The organism is Candidatus Planktophila limnetica, assembly GCF_002288365.1.
Taxonomy (GTDB): Bacteria; Actinomycetota; Actinomycetes; order Nanopelagicales; family Nanopelagicaceae; genus Planktophila; species Planktophila limnetica.
Genome location: NZ_CP016782.1, coordinates 775,709 through 792,321 on the forward strand (window position 1 = coordinate 775,709; position 16,613 = coordinate 792,321).

Below are 16,613 nucleotides of genomic sequence, written 5' to 3' on the forward strand. Positions count from 1 at the left end.
CCCCTAGTGAGAACTCAGCACATTTTGCATGAGAGCCGTAATCTTCTCATGAGCAGTGCTATTTACCGTCGAAACCTGCGCACCGCGTGCATGTGAACTCGCAAGCAGTGAATCAATGTTGGCTATGAGCCACGATGAAGTGAACTCCTTTTGGGAGATAACGCGCGCCCGGCCAAGATCTGCCAAGTGCTGCGCATTGGGAAGTTGTTCTCCGTTGCCGATAGCAAGTGGAATAAATAGAGCAAACTTTCCTAAAGCTTCAAACTCAGAACACGTCACGGCCCCTGAACGTGAAATAACCACATCAGCTGCGAGGTAAGCCGTTGCCATATCTGCGATATATGAGTGAGGTTGATATCCAGATTGCGCACTTGGTAGCGCATTTTTTCTTCCCAATGAGTGCATCACCTGAATCTTCTTTTCAAGCAAAACAGAGAGTGATTGCGCGATAACTGTATTCATCACTTGCGATCCTTGAGATCCACCAACAACTAAGACCAGCGGCATTGCATCATCAAAGCCCAATGTTCTCTTTGCCGTGCTTCGCACCAGGTTCCAATCTGAATGAGAAGTTGTAATGATCTCTGTGATCGAACTCTTTAGTGGCATTCCAGTAATTAATGCACCACTAAAAGCACCGCGTTGCACGGGCGTTGAAACAGCTAGGGCTGATGTGAAACGAGTTCCTAAGCGATTGGCAATACCAGGTCGAGCATTTGCCTCATGAATAACAATTGGAACACCAGTTGATTTTGCCGCCAAATACGAAGCTGCACTGACATAGCCACCAAAGCCAATGAGAAGTGATGACCCTTTGATAATTGAGCGCGCCTGCATCACAGCCTGCAACAAATGTAAGGGCAATAAAAGAAGACCAGGTGAAAATCTGCGAGCAAGTACAACTTTTTTAATTGTTCGAAGAGTAAAACCTGCCGCCGGCACCAAGGATGTTTCTAATCCTTCTGAAGTTCCAATAAATATGCACTTATCTGCGGGGTTTTCTCTCATCCACTGCCCGGCAACTGCGAGAGCGGGTTCAACGTGACCAGCTGTTCCCCCGCCTGCAAAAATAATTGTTCTCATCGATTCTTTTCCAGATCTGCCATCGCAGCCGGATCACGCCTTGCTGCGCCCAAAACAAAACCTAGAGCTAAATACGTTGCAACAAGGGAAGAACCTCCGTATGAAATAAGGGGCAACGTAACGCCCACAACTGGAATCAATGATGTGGCAGAACCAATGTTCATAATTGTTTGAAATGTTATCCACGTACCGATTCCAGCGCATGCATACTTTGACATTGGATCACTTGCTCGAAGTGCAATTCTAAATATTGAAAAAATAAGTGCACTAAAGAGTAGAAGAATTACGAAAGTTCCGAATAAACCTAGTTCTTCTCCAATAACTGAAAAGATGAAGTCAGTATGTGCCTCAGCTAAATTGCCCCATTTTTGACGACTTGCACCAAGTCCCACACCAAAGAAACCACCACTTGCTAGGCCCAGCAAACTATGAGCTGGTTGCCACCCTGCATTTTTGTAATCTTCAGGTGCAAATGGATTAAACACTACGAGTAAACGTTGCGCGCGATATGGGGCCATCACAATTGCTAGTGCAATGAGAGAAAATCCTGCAGCCGTTACCGCGCCAAAGATTCTCCCCGAAACTCCTGAAACCCAGAGCAAACCAGCCAATATTGCCGCAAAGACTGCAGCCGTTCCTAAATCTCTTCCGAGCATAATTAAGCCCATTACCAATATGAAACCAGGAGTAATTAAGGCAAGAACATTAGTTCTATGAAGACCAGCATGTTCGCGGCTGGCCAGCATGTGAGCAGCCCACAAGATCATGAGCATTTTAACAATTTCACTCGGCTGAATATCTATAAAACCTAAGCTGATCCAATTTCGATTACCGTTAACTTCTTTTCCTACCCCCGGAATCGCAACAATTACTAAAACTATTCCCGAAAACAAGAAACCAAAGCGTGCTAATTTCTTCCATCGATCTAATTTTTGACGAGATGCTAGAAATCCAATTGGTATTGCGATTACGAGAAAAAATAACTGTCGACCAATGATTGAAAATGAATTACCCCTATTCTCAAGGGAGTAAATTGAAGAGGCTGAAAAAACCATAACTGCCCCAAGAATGCTCAAGGCTAGGGTTGACCACATCAACATCTTGTAAGAACTAGATGGCTTGGCTAAGAATTTTTGAGTTGTCTCATTCATCAGCGATCACCTTCTTAACTGCTTGCGCAAAACGATCGCCACGATCTGCGTAATTTATGAACTGATCCATAGATGCACACGCTGGTGCTAACAAAACAGTGTCTCCTTCAACTGCGAATTCACGTGCTGCCGCAACTACATCTTCCATCAAGGAGTTTTCTGTCGACCCAACCTGATATTGCGCAGGTGTATCAATTTCTAGAATCGCAATATGTGGCGCATTGTCGCGAAGCGCCTTTGCAATAATTGATTTGTCCTGGCCAATGAGCACGGCTGCTTTGATGCGCTTGCCGCAGCGCTTAACCAATTCATCCAAACCAGCGCCCTTGGCAAGGCCTCCAGCGATCCACACAACAGATAAGGCAGACATAATCGATGCACTGGCTGCGTGAGGATTTGTAGCCTTGGAGTCATCAATCCATGTAATACCGCCAGAGCTTAAAACTTGTTCAATGCGATGGCGCCCAGGAGTAAAAGTAGCAAGTGCACTTCTAATACTCTCGTGATTAACTCCTGCAGCCCTTGCTAGCCCTGCGGCAGCTAAAGCGTTTGAAACATTATGCGGAACGGTTGGTTGGATTTCCTTTAATTCACAAATCATCGCTGCTTCTTGTGGATCTGCCACAAATGCGCGGTCGACGAGAAGATCTTCTACAACTCCGATTTCACCTGGTGCTGGTGTATCTAAAGTGAAGAAAACTTTTCTACCCTTCCAGTGAACAGATCGTTTTATGACTTCTTCATCATCAGCATTGAGAATTCCAGTAGAGCTTGAATCTAAAAGAGAAATCTTTGTACGTGCATACTCTTGAAAATCTCCATGCCAATCAGTGTGATCATCTGCAATATTAAGAAGCGCACTGGCCGTGAATTGAGCGCTGCTCATCCAGTGAATTTGAAATGACGAGAGTTCAAGAACTAGAACATCGTAATTCTCTTTGCTCTCAACCGCATCAATCACGGTATCTCCAACGTTTCCGCATGCAATTGCGTGTAACCCACCTGCGCGCATGGCCGCGGCTGTCATTTCAACAGTGGTCGTTTTGCCATTTGTGCCAGTGACTGCAAACCATCGTTGATGCGGCGCTTGCTCTTGCTTAATCATCCACGCAAGATCGATTTCATTGGTGATTTCCACGCCTGCTTCAACTAATTTATGAATTAATGGATGAGTTGGTTTCCACCCAGGTGAAACCACTGCCATTTCCCACTGGCTAATATCGACATCATCGCTTAACAGAGTGCTAAAGGCGCTATCTTCAATCTTTTTGTCATCGGCGATTGCAATAGTGGCACCACGCCTGGTTAAAGAATTTGCCAAAGCAGTTCCGGTTACGCCACCACCCAAAATTAGTATTTTGCTCTTCGAGAAATTAAGTGCCATCGCAAACTTCTTAAACACTTACCCATTGTGCATAAAACAGACCTAATCCAAGGGCGACGCTTAATCCAGCAATAATCCAAAAGCGAATAACAATTGTCACTTCTCCCCAGCCGATTAATTCAAAGTGATGTTGCAAAGGAGCCATTTTAAAGACGCGCTTACCACCAGAGATTTTGAAATAGAGTGTTTGAATAATTACTGACATAGTAATAATTACGAATAATCCACCTAGTGGAATGAGAAGTAACTCCACACGCAAAGTGGCTGCAAGTCCAGCAAGGGCGCCACCGAGTGCCAATGAACCGGTGTCACCCATAAAAATTCGTGCAGGAGATGCGTTCCACCATAAAAATCCTGTGCACGAACCAGCAAAGGCTGCTGCGAGAACTGCAAGATCTAGTGGATCTCGAACCGCATAACAATTAGTTGTTGTAACAAGCACGCAGCTCTGTCCAAATTCCCAGACTCCGATTAATACAAATGCTAAGAAAGTCATGACAGATGCACCGCTTGCTAAGCCATCTAGTCCGTCTGTCAGATTAACTCCATTGCTAGTGGCTGTAACCATCAACGCAATCCACAAAACAACGAGTACTGGTCCCAGAACTATTGAAGTTTCTCTCACCGTAGATAAGTTAAGTGAGATTGGTGTTAGTCCACCTAGGTCTGCGAATTGAATACCTAGGTATCCAAAGAGAGCTGCAATGCTGGCTTGTGCAAGTAGTTTTTGTCGGCCACTGAGTCCGAGAGATTGTTTGCGAGAAATTTTGAGGTAATCATCAAGAAAGCCAATAAATCCCAGTGCAACAACTAGACCTAGAACGAGTAACGCTGACACTGTTGGCGGGCGACCGGAGAACAGATGCGCAACTGCATATGCAACGATCGCTGCAACAATGATGATGATTCCGCCCATTGTTGGAGTCCCACGTTTTGTGTGGTGAGAAGTTGGGCCATCGTCTCTAATTACTTGACCGAAACCACGCTTTGCCAAAAAACGAATAAGAAGTGGAGTGCCAAAGAGTGAAAACAGAAGAGCGAATGCACCTGCAATGAGAATAACTTTCACTTCTTATCCTCTCCGCGCTTTTCTTTCCACAAATCTTCTATTCCTTGGCTAAGTGTTTCAAAGTGCTCAGATCGTGAAGCCTTCACAAGTACGGCATCCCCCGGTTCACAATGCGACACGAGTGAGAGTGCTTGTGAGATGTCATCGCAGTAATGAAGCGTAGTAGCACTGTGTGCCGGAATGCCCTCTGCAAATGCTCGTGTTCCGATGCTCACAAGGTGGTCGATGCCAAGTTCGTGTGCATGTGCTGCAACGGATGCATGAAGGGCGTTACTTTCAGATCCCAGTTCGTGCATCTGACCTAAAAATGCCCACGAGGATCCACCGCTTTCTTGAGTGAACAAAACTAAAGAATCTAGTGCCGCATTCATAGATTCTGGATTTGCATTGTATGAATCATTAATAATCAATAAATCTTCAACATCGCTAACTTGCATGCGCCACTTACTCGCAAGATCTGCAGTAGATAAACCACTAGCAATTACTTCTATGGAAATTTCAAGTGCTGTACACACAGCCGCTGCGGCCAATGCATTTGAAATCTGATGAGCACCAATTAAACGCATTCCAACTGCGTCCCGACCATCTGGTGTCACAAGATCAAAATGTGGACGTGCTTCTCTCATTTCAACATCGGCTGCGCGAACATCATCGCGAGAACCCTGACCAAAGTAAATAACTCTTCCGGAGTGAAGTGAGTTCATTGCTTTTGTATATGGATCATAAGTTCCAAGTACTGCCACTGCATCTGGTCCAAGCCCTGCAATCAGTTCGCTCTTTGTTTGAGCAATTTTTTCAACACTTCCAAATTCACCTAAGTGCGCTGTGCCCACGCGCAATACAACTCCAACATTTGGTTTTGCCATCTCACATAACGCTGCAATATCGCCTTGGTGGCGGGCGCCCATTTCAAGAATGCAATATTTAGTCTGCTCATCACATGCAAGCAGTGTGATTGGAGCGCCTAATTCATTATTAAAAGATGCTTTAGTCCACACGCACTCTGCCCGGCTAGAAAGAATCGATGCTAATAAATCCTTTGTAGTTGTTTTTCCACTAGAGCCCGTAATCGCAATAACTTTAAGTTCTGGTAATTGCTTGCGAACATAGCTTGCTAAAGCGCGCACAGCGATTAGCACATCAGAGACAACCACTCCATTTCCTGGCACTTCACGAGTTGTTAGGCACCCTGTAGCACCACGTGATTGAGCATCATCGGTGAAACTGTGACCATCAGATGATTGGCCAACGAGAGCTAAAAAGAGTGAACCTTTACTCACTTCGCGCGAATCAAAGACTGGTGCCGCAGATATAACTTTGGAGGAATCACCAAATGTTTTTCCCCCAACGATTTTCGCTATTTGCTCGAGAGTAAGTGCAATCATTTCTTGCCCTCGATTGCGTGTGCTAAAACCAATCGATCATCAAATGGATGAACTACGCCTGAAATTTCTTGACCACGCTCATGACCTTTACCCAGCACAATCACAACATCTCCTGGTTGGGCTAAATTGATGGCTAATTTAATTGCTTCTGCTCGGTCTTGAACAATTGCACTTGGCTCTGAAATTTTTAATCCTTGCGTCATCTGTTCAAGGATTGTCTCTGGATTTTCAGAGCGTGGATTATCACTAGTAAAGATTGCAACGTCGCTGCGAAGAGATAGTTCTTGACCCATGGCGCTGCGCTTGGAGCTATCTCTATCTCCGCCGCAACCAAGAACAGCGATAACTTTCTTATCCGTCATCTCGCGCGCAGCAGCTAATACTCGCGCAACAGCGTCAGGACTATGGGCATAATCAACAAGTGCAGTGAAGTTTTGACCCAAGCTCACAGATTCGAGGCGACCAACAGCGCCAACTAAATGTGGAATCAGCGTTGCAATATCTATGGGGTCAATACCTGAATCAACACACATTGCAACAGCCATGAGTAAGTTATCAAAGTTAAAGCCCCCACGAAGTGTGGTGCGGCTATCGATTAAAACTCCACCAACACCTCTAATTGAGATGTCGCTATATTGAATTCCATTTTCAATTCGTGTGTAGTGCCACGTTGCGTTCTCATTAAAGCGCGAGAGAGTCTGCACTGGCAGCTCTGTAGTGGCAGCCAAAATTTGACCATATGAATCATCAATGTTGATGAATGCATGATCTGCATATTCAAAGGTAAATAACTTTGACTTAGCTGCGAAGTATTCATCCATAGTTCCGTGAAAATCTAAGTGATCTTGTGAGAGGTTAGTAAATCCAACTGCTGCAAAATAGCTTCCGCGAACCCGCTCTAAAGAGATTGCATGGCTTGAAACTTCCATCACCAAATTACGGCAATGACGCTCACGCATGGTCGCAACTAATGACTGAAGTTCTGTCGCCTCAGGAGTTGTGCGAGTACTAGATAGAACTTCACTGCCAATACGAGTTTCAACCGTTCCAATTAATCCTGTTTCTTGTCCCGCACTTTGAAAGATTTGATGGCATAAAGTGCTCACAGTCGTCTTGCCATTCGTTCCCGTAATCCCAATGCTAAATAAATCGCGCATGGGTTCACCATAAAACCAAGAAGAAAGAAGGCCGGCGCTCTTACGCGGATTAGCGACAGTAATTACAGGCAATTCTTTGATTAACTTCGCACCTTGCGCATCGGTCAAAACTGCTACAGCGCCTGACTTCTTTGCATCTTTTGCAAAAGTTGCCCCATGAACCTTCGCACCTGCGAAAGCACAAAATATGTCTCCTGGTTCAATATCTGAACTCGATGTTGAAATTCCTGTTACGGCAATCTTTTCTAGATCACTTGCTGATAACTCTGTGCTGGCGTTAATGATAGATAGAACTGATGAGAGGCTGCGTTGACTCTGTATTAATGGGCGAATCATTGTCCTGACGCTTTCGAAACGAATTTATTACTCTTGTTCAGAGCAGCCTGAGTCAATGCTACGGGTTTCATATTTGTCTGTGTAGGAGAGATATGTCGAGATTGCAATACAAATGACATCACTTCTTTAAATACAGGCCCACCTAAAGCACCACCCCAATGCATACCTTGTGGGTTTTGGATGGTCACGCTGATGACGTAGGCAGGTTTATCTGCTGGTGCAAAACCAATAAATGAAGCGGTGTAACCGCTGTAGCAACGACAGCTATCGTTATAACGTTCTGCTGTTCCAGTTTTACCTGCAACGCGATACCCAGGAATTGCAGCAGTTGGCGCAGTTCCATTTCCAGAGACAACACTTTCCATCATCAAACGAAGTTGCGCTGCTGTCTCTGGGCTAAGAACTTTTTCTGTTGTGCGCGATTGTGCAGGAGTGAAATTTCCTGATGCATCGCTGGTGCCTGCAATCACTGTTGGTGAAACTCGAACTCCGTCATTTGCAATTGTTGCAAAAACGCTTGTGGCTTGCATTGCTGTCACAGAGTAACCATGGCCAAAAGCAATAGTTGGCGCAGATGTGCCTGACCAACTTTTGACAGGATGCAAAATTCCTGAGGATTCACCTGGCAGACCTGAACCAGTTTTTTGCCCAATACCGAACTTGCTCAAGTAATCATGCAATGTGTCATTACTCAGTGTTTCACCGATTTTAATTGATCCCGTGTTACTTGAAACTGCAAGAATTCCTGTGGCAGTTAACTTCTGGGTTGGATGACGTTCGTGATCATGAAAGGTTGCATCGCTTCGTTTAAGTGAATAAGGAACTGAGAAAACAGTCGTTGGAGTAATTTTCTTCTCTTCTAGCGCCGCAGCCATTGTCATTACTTTGCCCGTTGAACCTGGCTCATAGACTTCTTGCACTGAGTAATTTCGCATTAGATTCAGTGAAACGTTCTTGGTGTTATTTGGATTAAAAGTTGGCGCTGTTGCGTGGGCCAGAATGTGTCCTGTCTTTGGATCCATGACAATGACAGTTCCACTTAATGCATTGGATTTTCGAACTGCATCTGAAATCGCCTTTGATGCCACCCACTGCACATCACGATCAATTGTCAGACGAATACTTGTTCCCTTTTGAGCCGAAACAATCTCTGATTGTGATCCGGGTATTTCAGCTCCTGCAGCGCCAGCGTATGAATAGCGCCCAGTGGTTCCTGAAATCATTGAATTCATACTTGATTCAAGTCCCGTTGCACCAATGCCATCGTTTCGAACAAAGCCGATCAGCGATGCCAACAATGAACCAGATGGGTAATCGCGTATATATCCACGCTCTGCAAAGAAGCCGATAATTCGTTGATTAATCTCAGCTGGTTCTAGTGCCGCATTATGAGTTGCCATTGCATCGATTAGTGCTCGCCAAATGGCAGGTTGGGCATTTGGCAAGACCATGCTGTATTTAAGTTTTCCAGTAATTGCAGCTTGTACTTCTGTCACTGGAAGTTTAAGAATTGGTGCGGCAAATGCTGCAACTCGAGCAGGATCTGAAATCTGAGTTTGATCCACAACGATATTGATTGCAGAAACGCTTCTGGCAAATGTCACGCCATTGATATCTGTGATGTCTCCACGCTTGGCAGGAATAGATCGTGTGTTTTGCATTTCATCTACTGCGCGGATCTTGTAATCCCCGGCTTGAATGATTTGCACTTGAACCAACCGAATTGCAAAAAGAAGCATGAATGAGAGTGCAAAAATAGTAAGTATTACTAGACGCTTTTTTGCTAAATTTAAATTACCCACGTGGCACATCCAGATTCAAAAATGTTGGTGTCTCAGATGGCTTCATGCCCAGTTTTTTCGCCTCATGGGCCAAGACCGCAGGAGATGAGACTCGTTCGATTTCATGTGAAACTGCTTCAAATTGATCACTAGATAATTTCAAGTCAGCCTGGAGCTTTGATAATTCAAAGGCATCTTGTGCCAATAAAGTATTAATAAATAACAGTGCCATAAGAAATGAGGAACCAAGGGCTGTAATAAATAAGGCAAAGAATCTGCGATCTGCTTGTTTACCAGCAGATGCATCGGCGACAATTCGAAGGGCTGCGCGAGTAGATCTTTGGGCAACGCGTGAAGTTGTTTTAGATATTGCCGGAGCAAGGGATGTCATCGCCATTTACGCAGCCACCCTTTCGATTGCACGTAATCGAACTGATGCGGCCCGAGAGTTTTCTTCAACTTCTTTATCCGTTGGGCTCTGACTGCCATTAAAAACAAGAGTGAACTTTGCGGCTAACTCTGCAATTTCAACTGGAAGTCCTTGTGGTGTTCCAGATGTTGTGGCTTCTTGGAAAAAGTTCTTAACAATTCGATCTTCCAGTGATTGAAATGACATCACCACAAGACGGGCGTGAACGTCTAGAAGATCTAGTGCTTGTGGGATTGCTCGAGTAATCGCACCGAGTTCATCATTGGTCTCGATGCGAAGTGCTTGAAAGGTTCGCTTGGCTGGATTTCCACCGGTGCGACGAGTGGCAGCTGGAATGGCGTTTTTTACTAGCGTTGCTAAGTGCGATGTTGAATTAAGCGGAGCCTTTTCGCGCTCTTTAACAATTGATTCAACGATACGAGTAGCAAATTTTTCTTCGCCGTATGTGCGCAGTATTCGCACCAATTCACCTGGTGCATAAGAGTTAACTATGTCAGCAGCGCTCTTGCCCTGACTCTTATCCATTCGCATATCAAGGGCTGCATCGTGGGCATATGAAAATCCGCGTTCGGCAGTATCTAATTGAAGTGATGAGACACCTAGATCAAAGAGGATTCCTTGAACATGTGAGTAGCCATGCTTCTGGGCAACATCTGCAATCGCATCAAAAATACCGTGATGCGAAATGAATCTGGCACCAAATTGCGAGAGTCTTGCACTTGCTAATTCAAGAGCCTGTTCATCGCGATCAATTCCGATGACCACAAGATGTGGAAATTTTTCAAGTAGAGCTTCTGTGTGACCACCCAAACCAAGTGTTGCATCGATTACTACAGGCTTTGCATGGGCAACAATTGCAGGAGAGAGTAAGTTGATACATTCATCGCGCATGACAGATACATGGTGCGCATTACTTGCTTGAATCATCTTCTCCCCCTTCAGTTCTTAGTACTTGTTGTGATTTTTCTTCTCTCATCTCTGGTCACTGCCGGCCGACGGATCGTTTTATGCGGCGCCGGGGAAGGGGCGCCGCAGTCGCAGGGTCGGCAGTGGCCACAAATGAGAGTTGTTTAATAAGGACTAGAACAGTCCTGGGAACACCTCCTCAGAAACATCGGCGAATCCCTTTTCGCGATCTGCTAAATATTGATTCCATGAAGTTGAATCCCAAATTTCAACGCGAGTATTTGCGCCAATAACTACGCACTCTTTTTCAAGTGCGGCATATGTACGCAAACTCTGCGGAATTGTTATGCGACCTTGACGATCAGGAATTTCATCGTGAGCTCCTGCAAACATCACACGTGAGTAATCACGTGCAGCTTTTGCAGTAACTGGTGCTTGTCGCAGAGTTTCAGTGATGTGTGCAAATTCAGTTGCAGGAAAAACGTAGAGACAACGTTCTTGTCCTTTTGTAATTACTAAACCTGGGGAAAGCTCTTCGCGAAATTTCGCAGGAAGTATGAGGCGGCCTTTTTCATCAAGACGTGGTTCGTGGGTACCCAAAAACATCTGTACTGGCCCCCTTCCCCAAGGTGTCCTACGTGAGCGTGAAAATACGGCTCATTCCCCACTTTACTCCCTTTTTCTCCATTTTCAACCACCTATCCCCACAAATTTCCCCCGCACTCCCCACCAGCTCTCTAGAAAAGGGCACAAAAAAAGCCCCCCGAATCCGGGAGGCCTATATGCGAGCTCTTTTAATTATCGAAGTTGCGTTGATCCCAGCGCTGTTCTAGACGCGAGCGCAGACCTGGGTTTTTCACCTTGGCAGTGCCTGTGACTCCCTTGCCAATGCTGCCAACAGCTGAAAGCACAGTAATCAAGCCAGATAGGGCGATGAGAAAGCCCAGAATTCCCACGGGAACAGTCTGTGAAATCAGGCCACCCAAAATAATTGCCAGCCCTGAAAGCAGAGCACCAACGCCAGTTAAAACTCGGGTGCGACCTGGAAAGGTGCGAGTACCTGTCAGGGTTGAAGATAGGCGTGGATCATCGGCCGATAGAGCTTGCTCCATCTCGGCTAATAACTTGCGCTCGCGATCTGACAGTGACATGAGGCCAACAATAGAACAACTTTGCCTTATGGGCTACTCGTCAATCTCATCTTCTGAATTTTCAATCAGGCGCCCCGGACGCACACTCAAACGCCCAAATCTGGCGCGGGCGCGATCAATAGCGCGCTCAGCATCTCGCCATCCCTTATCCCGGGCTCCTAAAACCATCTGCTCTGGGGCGGCGCTAACCAGATTTTCAAGGCTGACACCTACTAATCGCAATCGTGCCCGCTCAATTCGAAGGGCTGTATATAAATCTTTTACTACTTCATAAGCCTCGTGCGCACTATCTGTTGCAAGTGGCAAAGTCTTAGATCGGTTAATGGTTGTGAAATCTGCAAAGCGAACTTTGATTGAAATTGTTTTTGCAAATAATCCTTTGTCTCGTAATCGAGCTGTTGCTTTTTGAGTCAGCCGTAAAAACTCTTGCAGTATCTCTTCTGGATTATCTAAATCGTGGGCAAATGTTTCTGCAGCGCTGATGCTCTTATCCACATCTTCTGGTGTGACATCACGAAAATCGCGGCCCCATGCAAGTTCGTGCAACGTTTCACCTGCTGCTTGCCCAATTGCTCTAATCAATGTTGCACGCGGCAAATTGGCTACATCTTCAACGGTGCGAAGTCCGAGTTGTTCTAGCGTTTCTGCAGTCTTCGGTCCAACTCCCCAGAGCGCAGATACTGGCAATGGGTGCAAAAAAGTCAGTATTCGATCGGGTGCAATTTCTAATAAACCATTTGGTTTGCAGTGCCCAGATGCTAGCTTTGCAATGAACTTAGAGGGTGCAATCCCAACTGAGCATGTAATGCCTTCTTGTTCAAATACTCGCTTTCGAATCTCGGTACCAATCTCGCGTCCTGTGCCGAGTAAACGTCTGGCGCCTGTGACATCTAAGAACGCTTCATCTAATGAGAGCGGTTCAACAAGTGGCGTGAAGTCTGCAAATATTTTCATGATGGCATCTGATACTTCTGAATAGCGCGCGTGATTTGGCGGCACAAAGATTGCATGTGGCGCCATTCGTTGTGCGCGACCAACTGGCATTGCAGCTCGAATGCCAAATTTGCGGGCTTCATAATTTGCCGAAAGAACAACTCCGCGCGCACCTGCGCCAACTACGAGTGCTTTGCCGCGCAGTGTTGGATCATCGCGTTCGGCAACGGAGGCGTAAAACGCATCCATATCCACGTGAACAATCGTGGCGTATGTGCTCATATCGCCAGCGTACTTCTCTGTGCGTTCCACTTTTCGTAAGCAGCGCGCAAGTCCCATATGCCTGTTGCTCGAATGGATATTCCACGCGCTCCTGTGCGCCGTGTGACACCACGTAATAAGACAAGTTCAGATGTGTAGATCGTTGAGAGATACTCGGTGGCTATATCGCTAAAAAATGTTGCATCACTACAGCCATGGCCATCATTGAGTGTAAGAAATATGACCCGCTTTCCAGAGCGCACAGGTGGAGTTTGAATGGATACGCGCACTCCAGCAACTAAAACAGTAGACGCCGATCGCACTGAAAGCAGATCTGAAGATTTGATGGCGCCAATTGAATTAAGAAAGTGAGAATAGAACTCGAGCATATGGTGGGTGATGTCCATACCGAGTCGTTTTACTTCATGGGCTACTTTTTCATTGCTTCCTAAATCTGGCAGACCACTCGCTTCTAGTGCAGGGGCTTCAAAACCTATTGTCATCTGTGAACGCAGCGCACTAGGCATCGTTGGCCCTTTTATAAGATCGCCAAGATGAAGTAATAAATCTCGACGATTAATTGCGCCACCTTTGGTTATGGCGTGTAATCGATCAAATGCCCCGGTAAGAATCATGGATTCGATAATGGGCTGGGATGCACCAGAGCGATAATAAAAATCTGCTAAATCTTTATAAGGTCTAGCCGCAATTATCTTTCCAATCTCTTCAGTGCTGATTCCATTAATAGTTGAAAGTGCAATGCGAATACTTTGGACGCCATCTTCTGCAATTTCTACTCGATAGCTCTGATCCGAATTATTAACATCAAGGGGTGCAATCGAAATACCCATCTGTCGTACTTCATCTAAAATCAAACGCTTGGGATACATGCCAGGATCGTGAGTAAGAAGGCCTGCTAAAAATGCTGCCGGGTAATGCGTCTTAAGCCATGCAGATTGATATGTTGGAAATGCAAAGGCTGCAGCGTGTGCCTTACAAAACCCAAAGGATGCGAATGCACGAAGAACTTCCCAGACTTCGTTGATTACTTCCAGTGAATAACCATGTTCAGCCGCTGCTGGATAAAACCAATCACAGACCTTCTGTTGGCCTTGGCGATCTCCGAGGGCTCGACGCATTTCATCGGCATGGGCCAATGAGGAGTGCGTCAGTGTGGCAATGATGGAAATAACTTGTTCGTGAAAGACCACAACGCCTTCGGTATCGCGCAATATTGCGTATAGATCAGGATGAATAATCTTGCGCGCACTCCACCCATGTCGCGATTTTAGAAAAGGCGAAATCATGTCACTTTTTACCGGGCCTGGACGAAAGAGTGAAATATCAATAATTAAATCTGTAAAACTCTGTGGCTCTAATTTGCCGACAAGTTCGCGTTGTCCAGGGCTTTCTATCTGAAAGATGCCGATTGTTTTTGTAGATTGAATGAGTTCGTATGTGTGCGGATCATCGAGTGCAATTGCATCAATATCTATCTCCTCGTTATGAACTCGAGAGATCTCGCTGATCGCATATGAAATAGATGACTGCATTCGCACACCAAGAATGTCTAACTTAAGTAAGCCAACATCTTCAACATCATCTTTATCAAATTCGACCATTGGATAACCGCTGGCATTGAGTTGTAGCGGCACACGATCGAGTAATCCCCCATCAGATAAAACGATTGCACACGGGTGCATCGATAAGTGACGCGGCAAACCTTCAAGTCGTCTAGCCATTGTGATGACCATCTTTGCCAAAGGCGTCTTCACGTTTTTCTCGCGCAAACCATAAGGTGATTTAGCAATGAGATTAATTTCAGCAGCCGGCAGTCCTAAGGCAGCGCCAGCATCTCGAATGCTCTGGCGAGTGCGATAGGTATCAAAGCTTGCAACAGTTGCACATCGCGATTGATTTCCAGGAACATCCCACCGCGGATCAGCGTATTTTTTAAAGACGAGATCATAAATTTCTAAACGACGATGGGATTCGACATCGATATCAATATCAGGCAGAGCGCGGCGAAGCGGCGAACAAAAACGTTCCATCAGTAATCCATGTGCAAGTGGGTCAACTCCTGAGATACCAAGTAAGTGACAGATAAGAGATCCTGCTCCAGAACCACGCGCCGATACGCGGATGCCACGTTCGCGCGCCATGTCTGCGATGTCAGCGACGGTAAGAAAATATGACTCGTAACCAAGAGTTGCAACTGTTGCGAGTTCGTCATCAAGTCTTTCGCGAGCGTTTTTAACTGCTTGTGTACCGCTGTATCTCCAATTGATTTTTGCCTCCGATCTGTGGCGCAAGAGTGATCGCATCTCTTGTGCATTTTCTGCTCCAACAACATGTGCTTCAGGTAAATGAATCGAGCCAAGACCGATATCTCGTGTGGGTGATAACAATGTTTGCTCTGCCCATGCACGCGTTGTCAGAAGAAGTGCGCGTGCATTGCGTTCACCTCCTGCACGTGCAATTTCATCAGCGAGTGCGTGCATCTCTGGTGTTGATTTGAGATACGCCTCAGCATTTGTCCGCCCAATATGGCGAGGATGCAGTGGAACTAATTGACGAGCGCAATCCAAAATATCTGCAACTGGTCCATCTTCTGGTCCACGCATCCGTGCAGCATTTGTAATAACAGCATCAATATCGTGATCTCTGGCAAAAATCAGCGAGCGCCCGGCATGAGTAATAGATCCAGGGCCATCGCCTTTTGCTAGGTGCGATACGCATTCAATTGCATGGGCTTTGAAAAAATCGCGGGTCTTATTAAATATGGCCAGAGCGCTATCTGTGCGATGTGCAGCAATTGCAGGTGCAATAGGTGCATCAAGACCATGGAGAACATAGAGCTTGTCTGTGTATTGCCCAAAGCGTTCAAGAAAATCAAGGGTTAAGACAGGTGCGCCCGTAGATAAATTAAGCGATGTCATAAGTCGCACAAGGTTGCGCCATCCCCCATCGCTACCAGCAATGATGGTTAATCGAGGTAATTTTTTCTGTTGCTTTCCAGGATTGCCCTCTAGATCAATAGCAAGATTGACCCCGATGATTGGAGCAATGCCGTATTCAAGACAGGCTTTTGTAAATCGAATTGCACCTAAGAGCCCATCGCGATCCGTCAGTGCTAGTGCGGGTGCTTCTAATTGGCTGGCACGTGCAACAAGATCACCCGGCTGTGTAGTGCCGTACTTAAGGGAGAATGCACTGGCAGTATGTAGGTGAATAAAACTCATATTGCTTTAATAATCCATGCACCGGTGATGTCATCTCGTTCGAGTTCAAATGTTTGCAATGTGCCAATCGGTGCGGCTTCTACTTTCCATACTGCGCGAGCTTGATCATCTGGATGAAAGTTGCCATCACTAATTCGGTTCCACCAACCACCTGCTTCACACCACCGCGAAAGAACTGCGTGAATGCGAAAACGCTTTCCAGCAAAAGTGAATTCAATAGGACCAGAAGTGCCATCAGATAAAACTTCACCTGGTTGGGCAATCTGGGCTCTTACATGCACGGCGGCCATCGTGGGACTCTTTCTTACTCGGGTGTGGATAATTCGAACAGATGTTCGAAAAAT

Annotated in this window: 14 protein-coding genes; all 14 read right to left on the reverse strand. The window is 45.9% G+C overall.

What is annotated here, in order from left to right; all coding sequences use genetic code 11:
- Nucleotides 1–3 precede the first annotated feature (3 nt).
- A complete protein-coding gene (locus PHILAsVB114_RS04120; RefSeq protein ID WP_095698121.1) occupies nucleotides 4–1,083 on the reverse strand; it encodes a UDP-N-acetylglucosamine--N-acetylmuramyl-(pentapeptide) pyrophosphoryl-undecaprenol N-acetylglucosamine transferase in 1,080 nt (359 codons plus the stop codon).
- Nucleotides 1,080–2,234 carry a putative lipid II flippase FtsW gene (ftsW, locus tag PHILAsVB114_RS04125; protein WP_204246756.1) on the reverse strand — a complete coding sequence of 385 codons (1,155 nt, stop codon included), beginning with the start codon at nucleotides 2,232–2,234 and terminating at the stop codon, nucleotides 1,080–1,082. Before ftsW ends, PHILAsVB114_RS04120 begins: the two co-directional genes overlap by 4 nt.
- Nucleotides 2,227–3,636: a UDP-N-acetylmuramoyl-L-alanine--D-glutamate ligase gene (gene murD / locus PHILAsVB114_RS04130; RefSeq protein ID WP_204246757.1), complete on the reverse strand. Its 1,410-nt coding sequence runs from the start codon at nucleotides 3,634–3,636 to the stop codon at nucleotides 2,227–2,229. The genes ftsW and murD overlap by 8 nt, the downstream gene beginning before the upstream one ends.
- Entirely contained in the window at nucleotides 3,629–4,687 is a 1,059-nt protein-coding gene (mraY, locus tag PHILAsVB114_RS04135; protein ID WP_095698123.1) for a phospho-N-acetylmuramoyl-pentapeptide-transferase, read from the reverse strand. The genes murD and mraY overlap by 8 nt, the downstream gene beginning before the upstream one ends.
- A complete protein-coding gene (locus tag PHILAsVB114_RS04140; RefSeq protein WP_095698124.1) occupies nucleotides 4,684–6,072 on the reverse strand; it encodes a UDP-N-acetylmuramoyl-tripeptide--D-alanyl-D-alanine ligase in 1,389 nt (462 codons plus the stop codon). The genes mraY and PHILAsVB114_RS04140 overlap by 4 nt, the downstream gene beginning before the upstream one ends.
- A complete protein-coding gene (locus PHILAsVB114_RS04145; protein ID WP_095698125.1) occupies nucleotides 6,069–7,565 on the reverse strand; it encodes a UDP-N-acetylmuramoyl-L-alanyl-D-glutamate--2,6-diaminopimelate ligase in 1,497 nt (498 codons plus the stop codon). Before PHILAsVB114_RS04145 ends, PHILAsVB114_RS04140 begins: the two co-directional genes overlap by 4 nt.
- The gene (locus PHILAsVB114_RS04150; protein ID WP_204246758.1) at nucleotides 7,562–9,367 is read right to left on the reverse strand and encodes a peptidoglycan D,D-transpeptidase FtsI family protein; all 1,806 of its coding nucleotides are present in this window, start codon (nucleotides 9,365–9,367) and stop codon (nucleotides 7,562–7,564) included. The genes PHILAsVB114_RS04145 and PHILAsVB114_RS04150 overlap by 4 nt, the downstream gene beginning before the upstream one ends.
- A complete protein-coding gene (gene ftsL / locus PHILAsVB114_RS04155) occupies nucleotides 9,360–9,743 on the reverse strand; it encodes a cell division protein FtsL (RefSeq protein WP_095698126.1) in 384 nt (127 codons plus the stop codon). The genes PHILAsVB114_RS04150 and ftsL overlap by 8 nt, the downstream gene beginning before the upstream one ends.
- On the reverse strand, nucleotides 9,744–10,703 hold the full coding sequence (rsmH, locus tag PHILAsVB114_RS04160; RefSeq protein WP_095698127.1) for a 16S rRNA (cytosine(1402)-N(4))-methyltransferase RsmH: 960 nt from the start codon (nucleotides 10,701–10,703) through the stop codon (nucleotides 9,744–9,746).
- 153 nt (nucleotides 10,704–10,856) lie between these two features.
- Nucleotides 10,857–11,288 carry a division/cell wall cluster transcriptional repressor MraZ gene (gene mraZ, locus PHILAsVB114_RS04165; RefSeq protein ID WP_095698128.1) on the reverse strand — a complete coding sequence of 144 codons (432 nt, stop codon included), beginning with the start codon at nucleotides 11,286–11,288 and terminating at the stop codon, nucleotides 10,857–10,859.
- Between the two features lie 188 nt (nucleotides 11,289–11,476).
- Nucleotides 11,477–11,833 (reverse strand): DUF3040 domain-containing protein, encoded by a 357-nt coding sequence (locus tag PHILAsVB114_RS04170; RefSeq protein WP_095698129.1) that lies wholly within the window; start codon nucleotides 11,831–11,833, stop codon nucleotides 11,477–11,479.
- 33 nt (nucleotides 11,834–11,866) lie between these two features.
- Entirely contained in the window at nucleotides 11,867–13,048 is a 1,182-nt protein-coding gene (dinB, locus tag PHILAsVB114_RS04175; protein ID WP_095698674.1) for a DNA polymerase IV, read from the reverse strand.
- Nucleotides 13,045–16,269, reverse strand: a complete 3,225-nt coding sequence (locus PHILAsVB114_RS04180; RefSeq protein ID WP_095698130.1) for a DNA polymerase III subunit alpha — start codon at nucleotides 16,267–16,269, stop codon at nucleotides 13,045–13,047. Before PHILAsVB114_RS04180 ends, dinB begins: the two co-directional genes overlap by 4 nt.
- Complete coding sequence (locus PHILAsVB114_RS04185; RefSeq protein WP_095698131.1) at nucleotides 16,266–16,559, reverse strand: DUF6504 family protein; 294 nt, start codon at nucleotides 16,557–16,559, stop codon at nucleotides 16,266–16,268. The genes PHILAsVB114_RS04180 and PHILAsVB114_RS04185 overlap by 4 nt, the downstream gene beginning before the upstream one ends.
- Nucleotides 16,560–16,613: the final 54 nt, after the last annotated feature.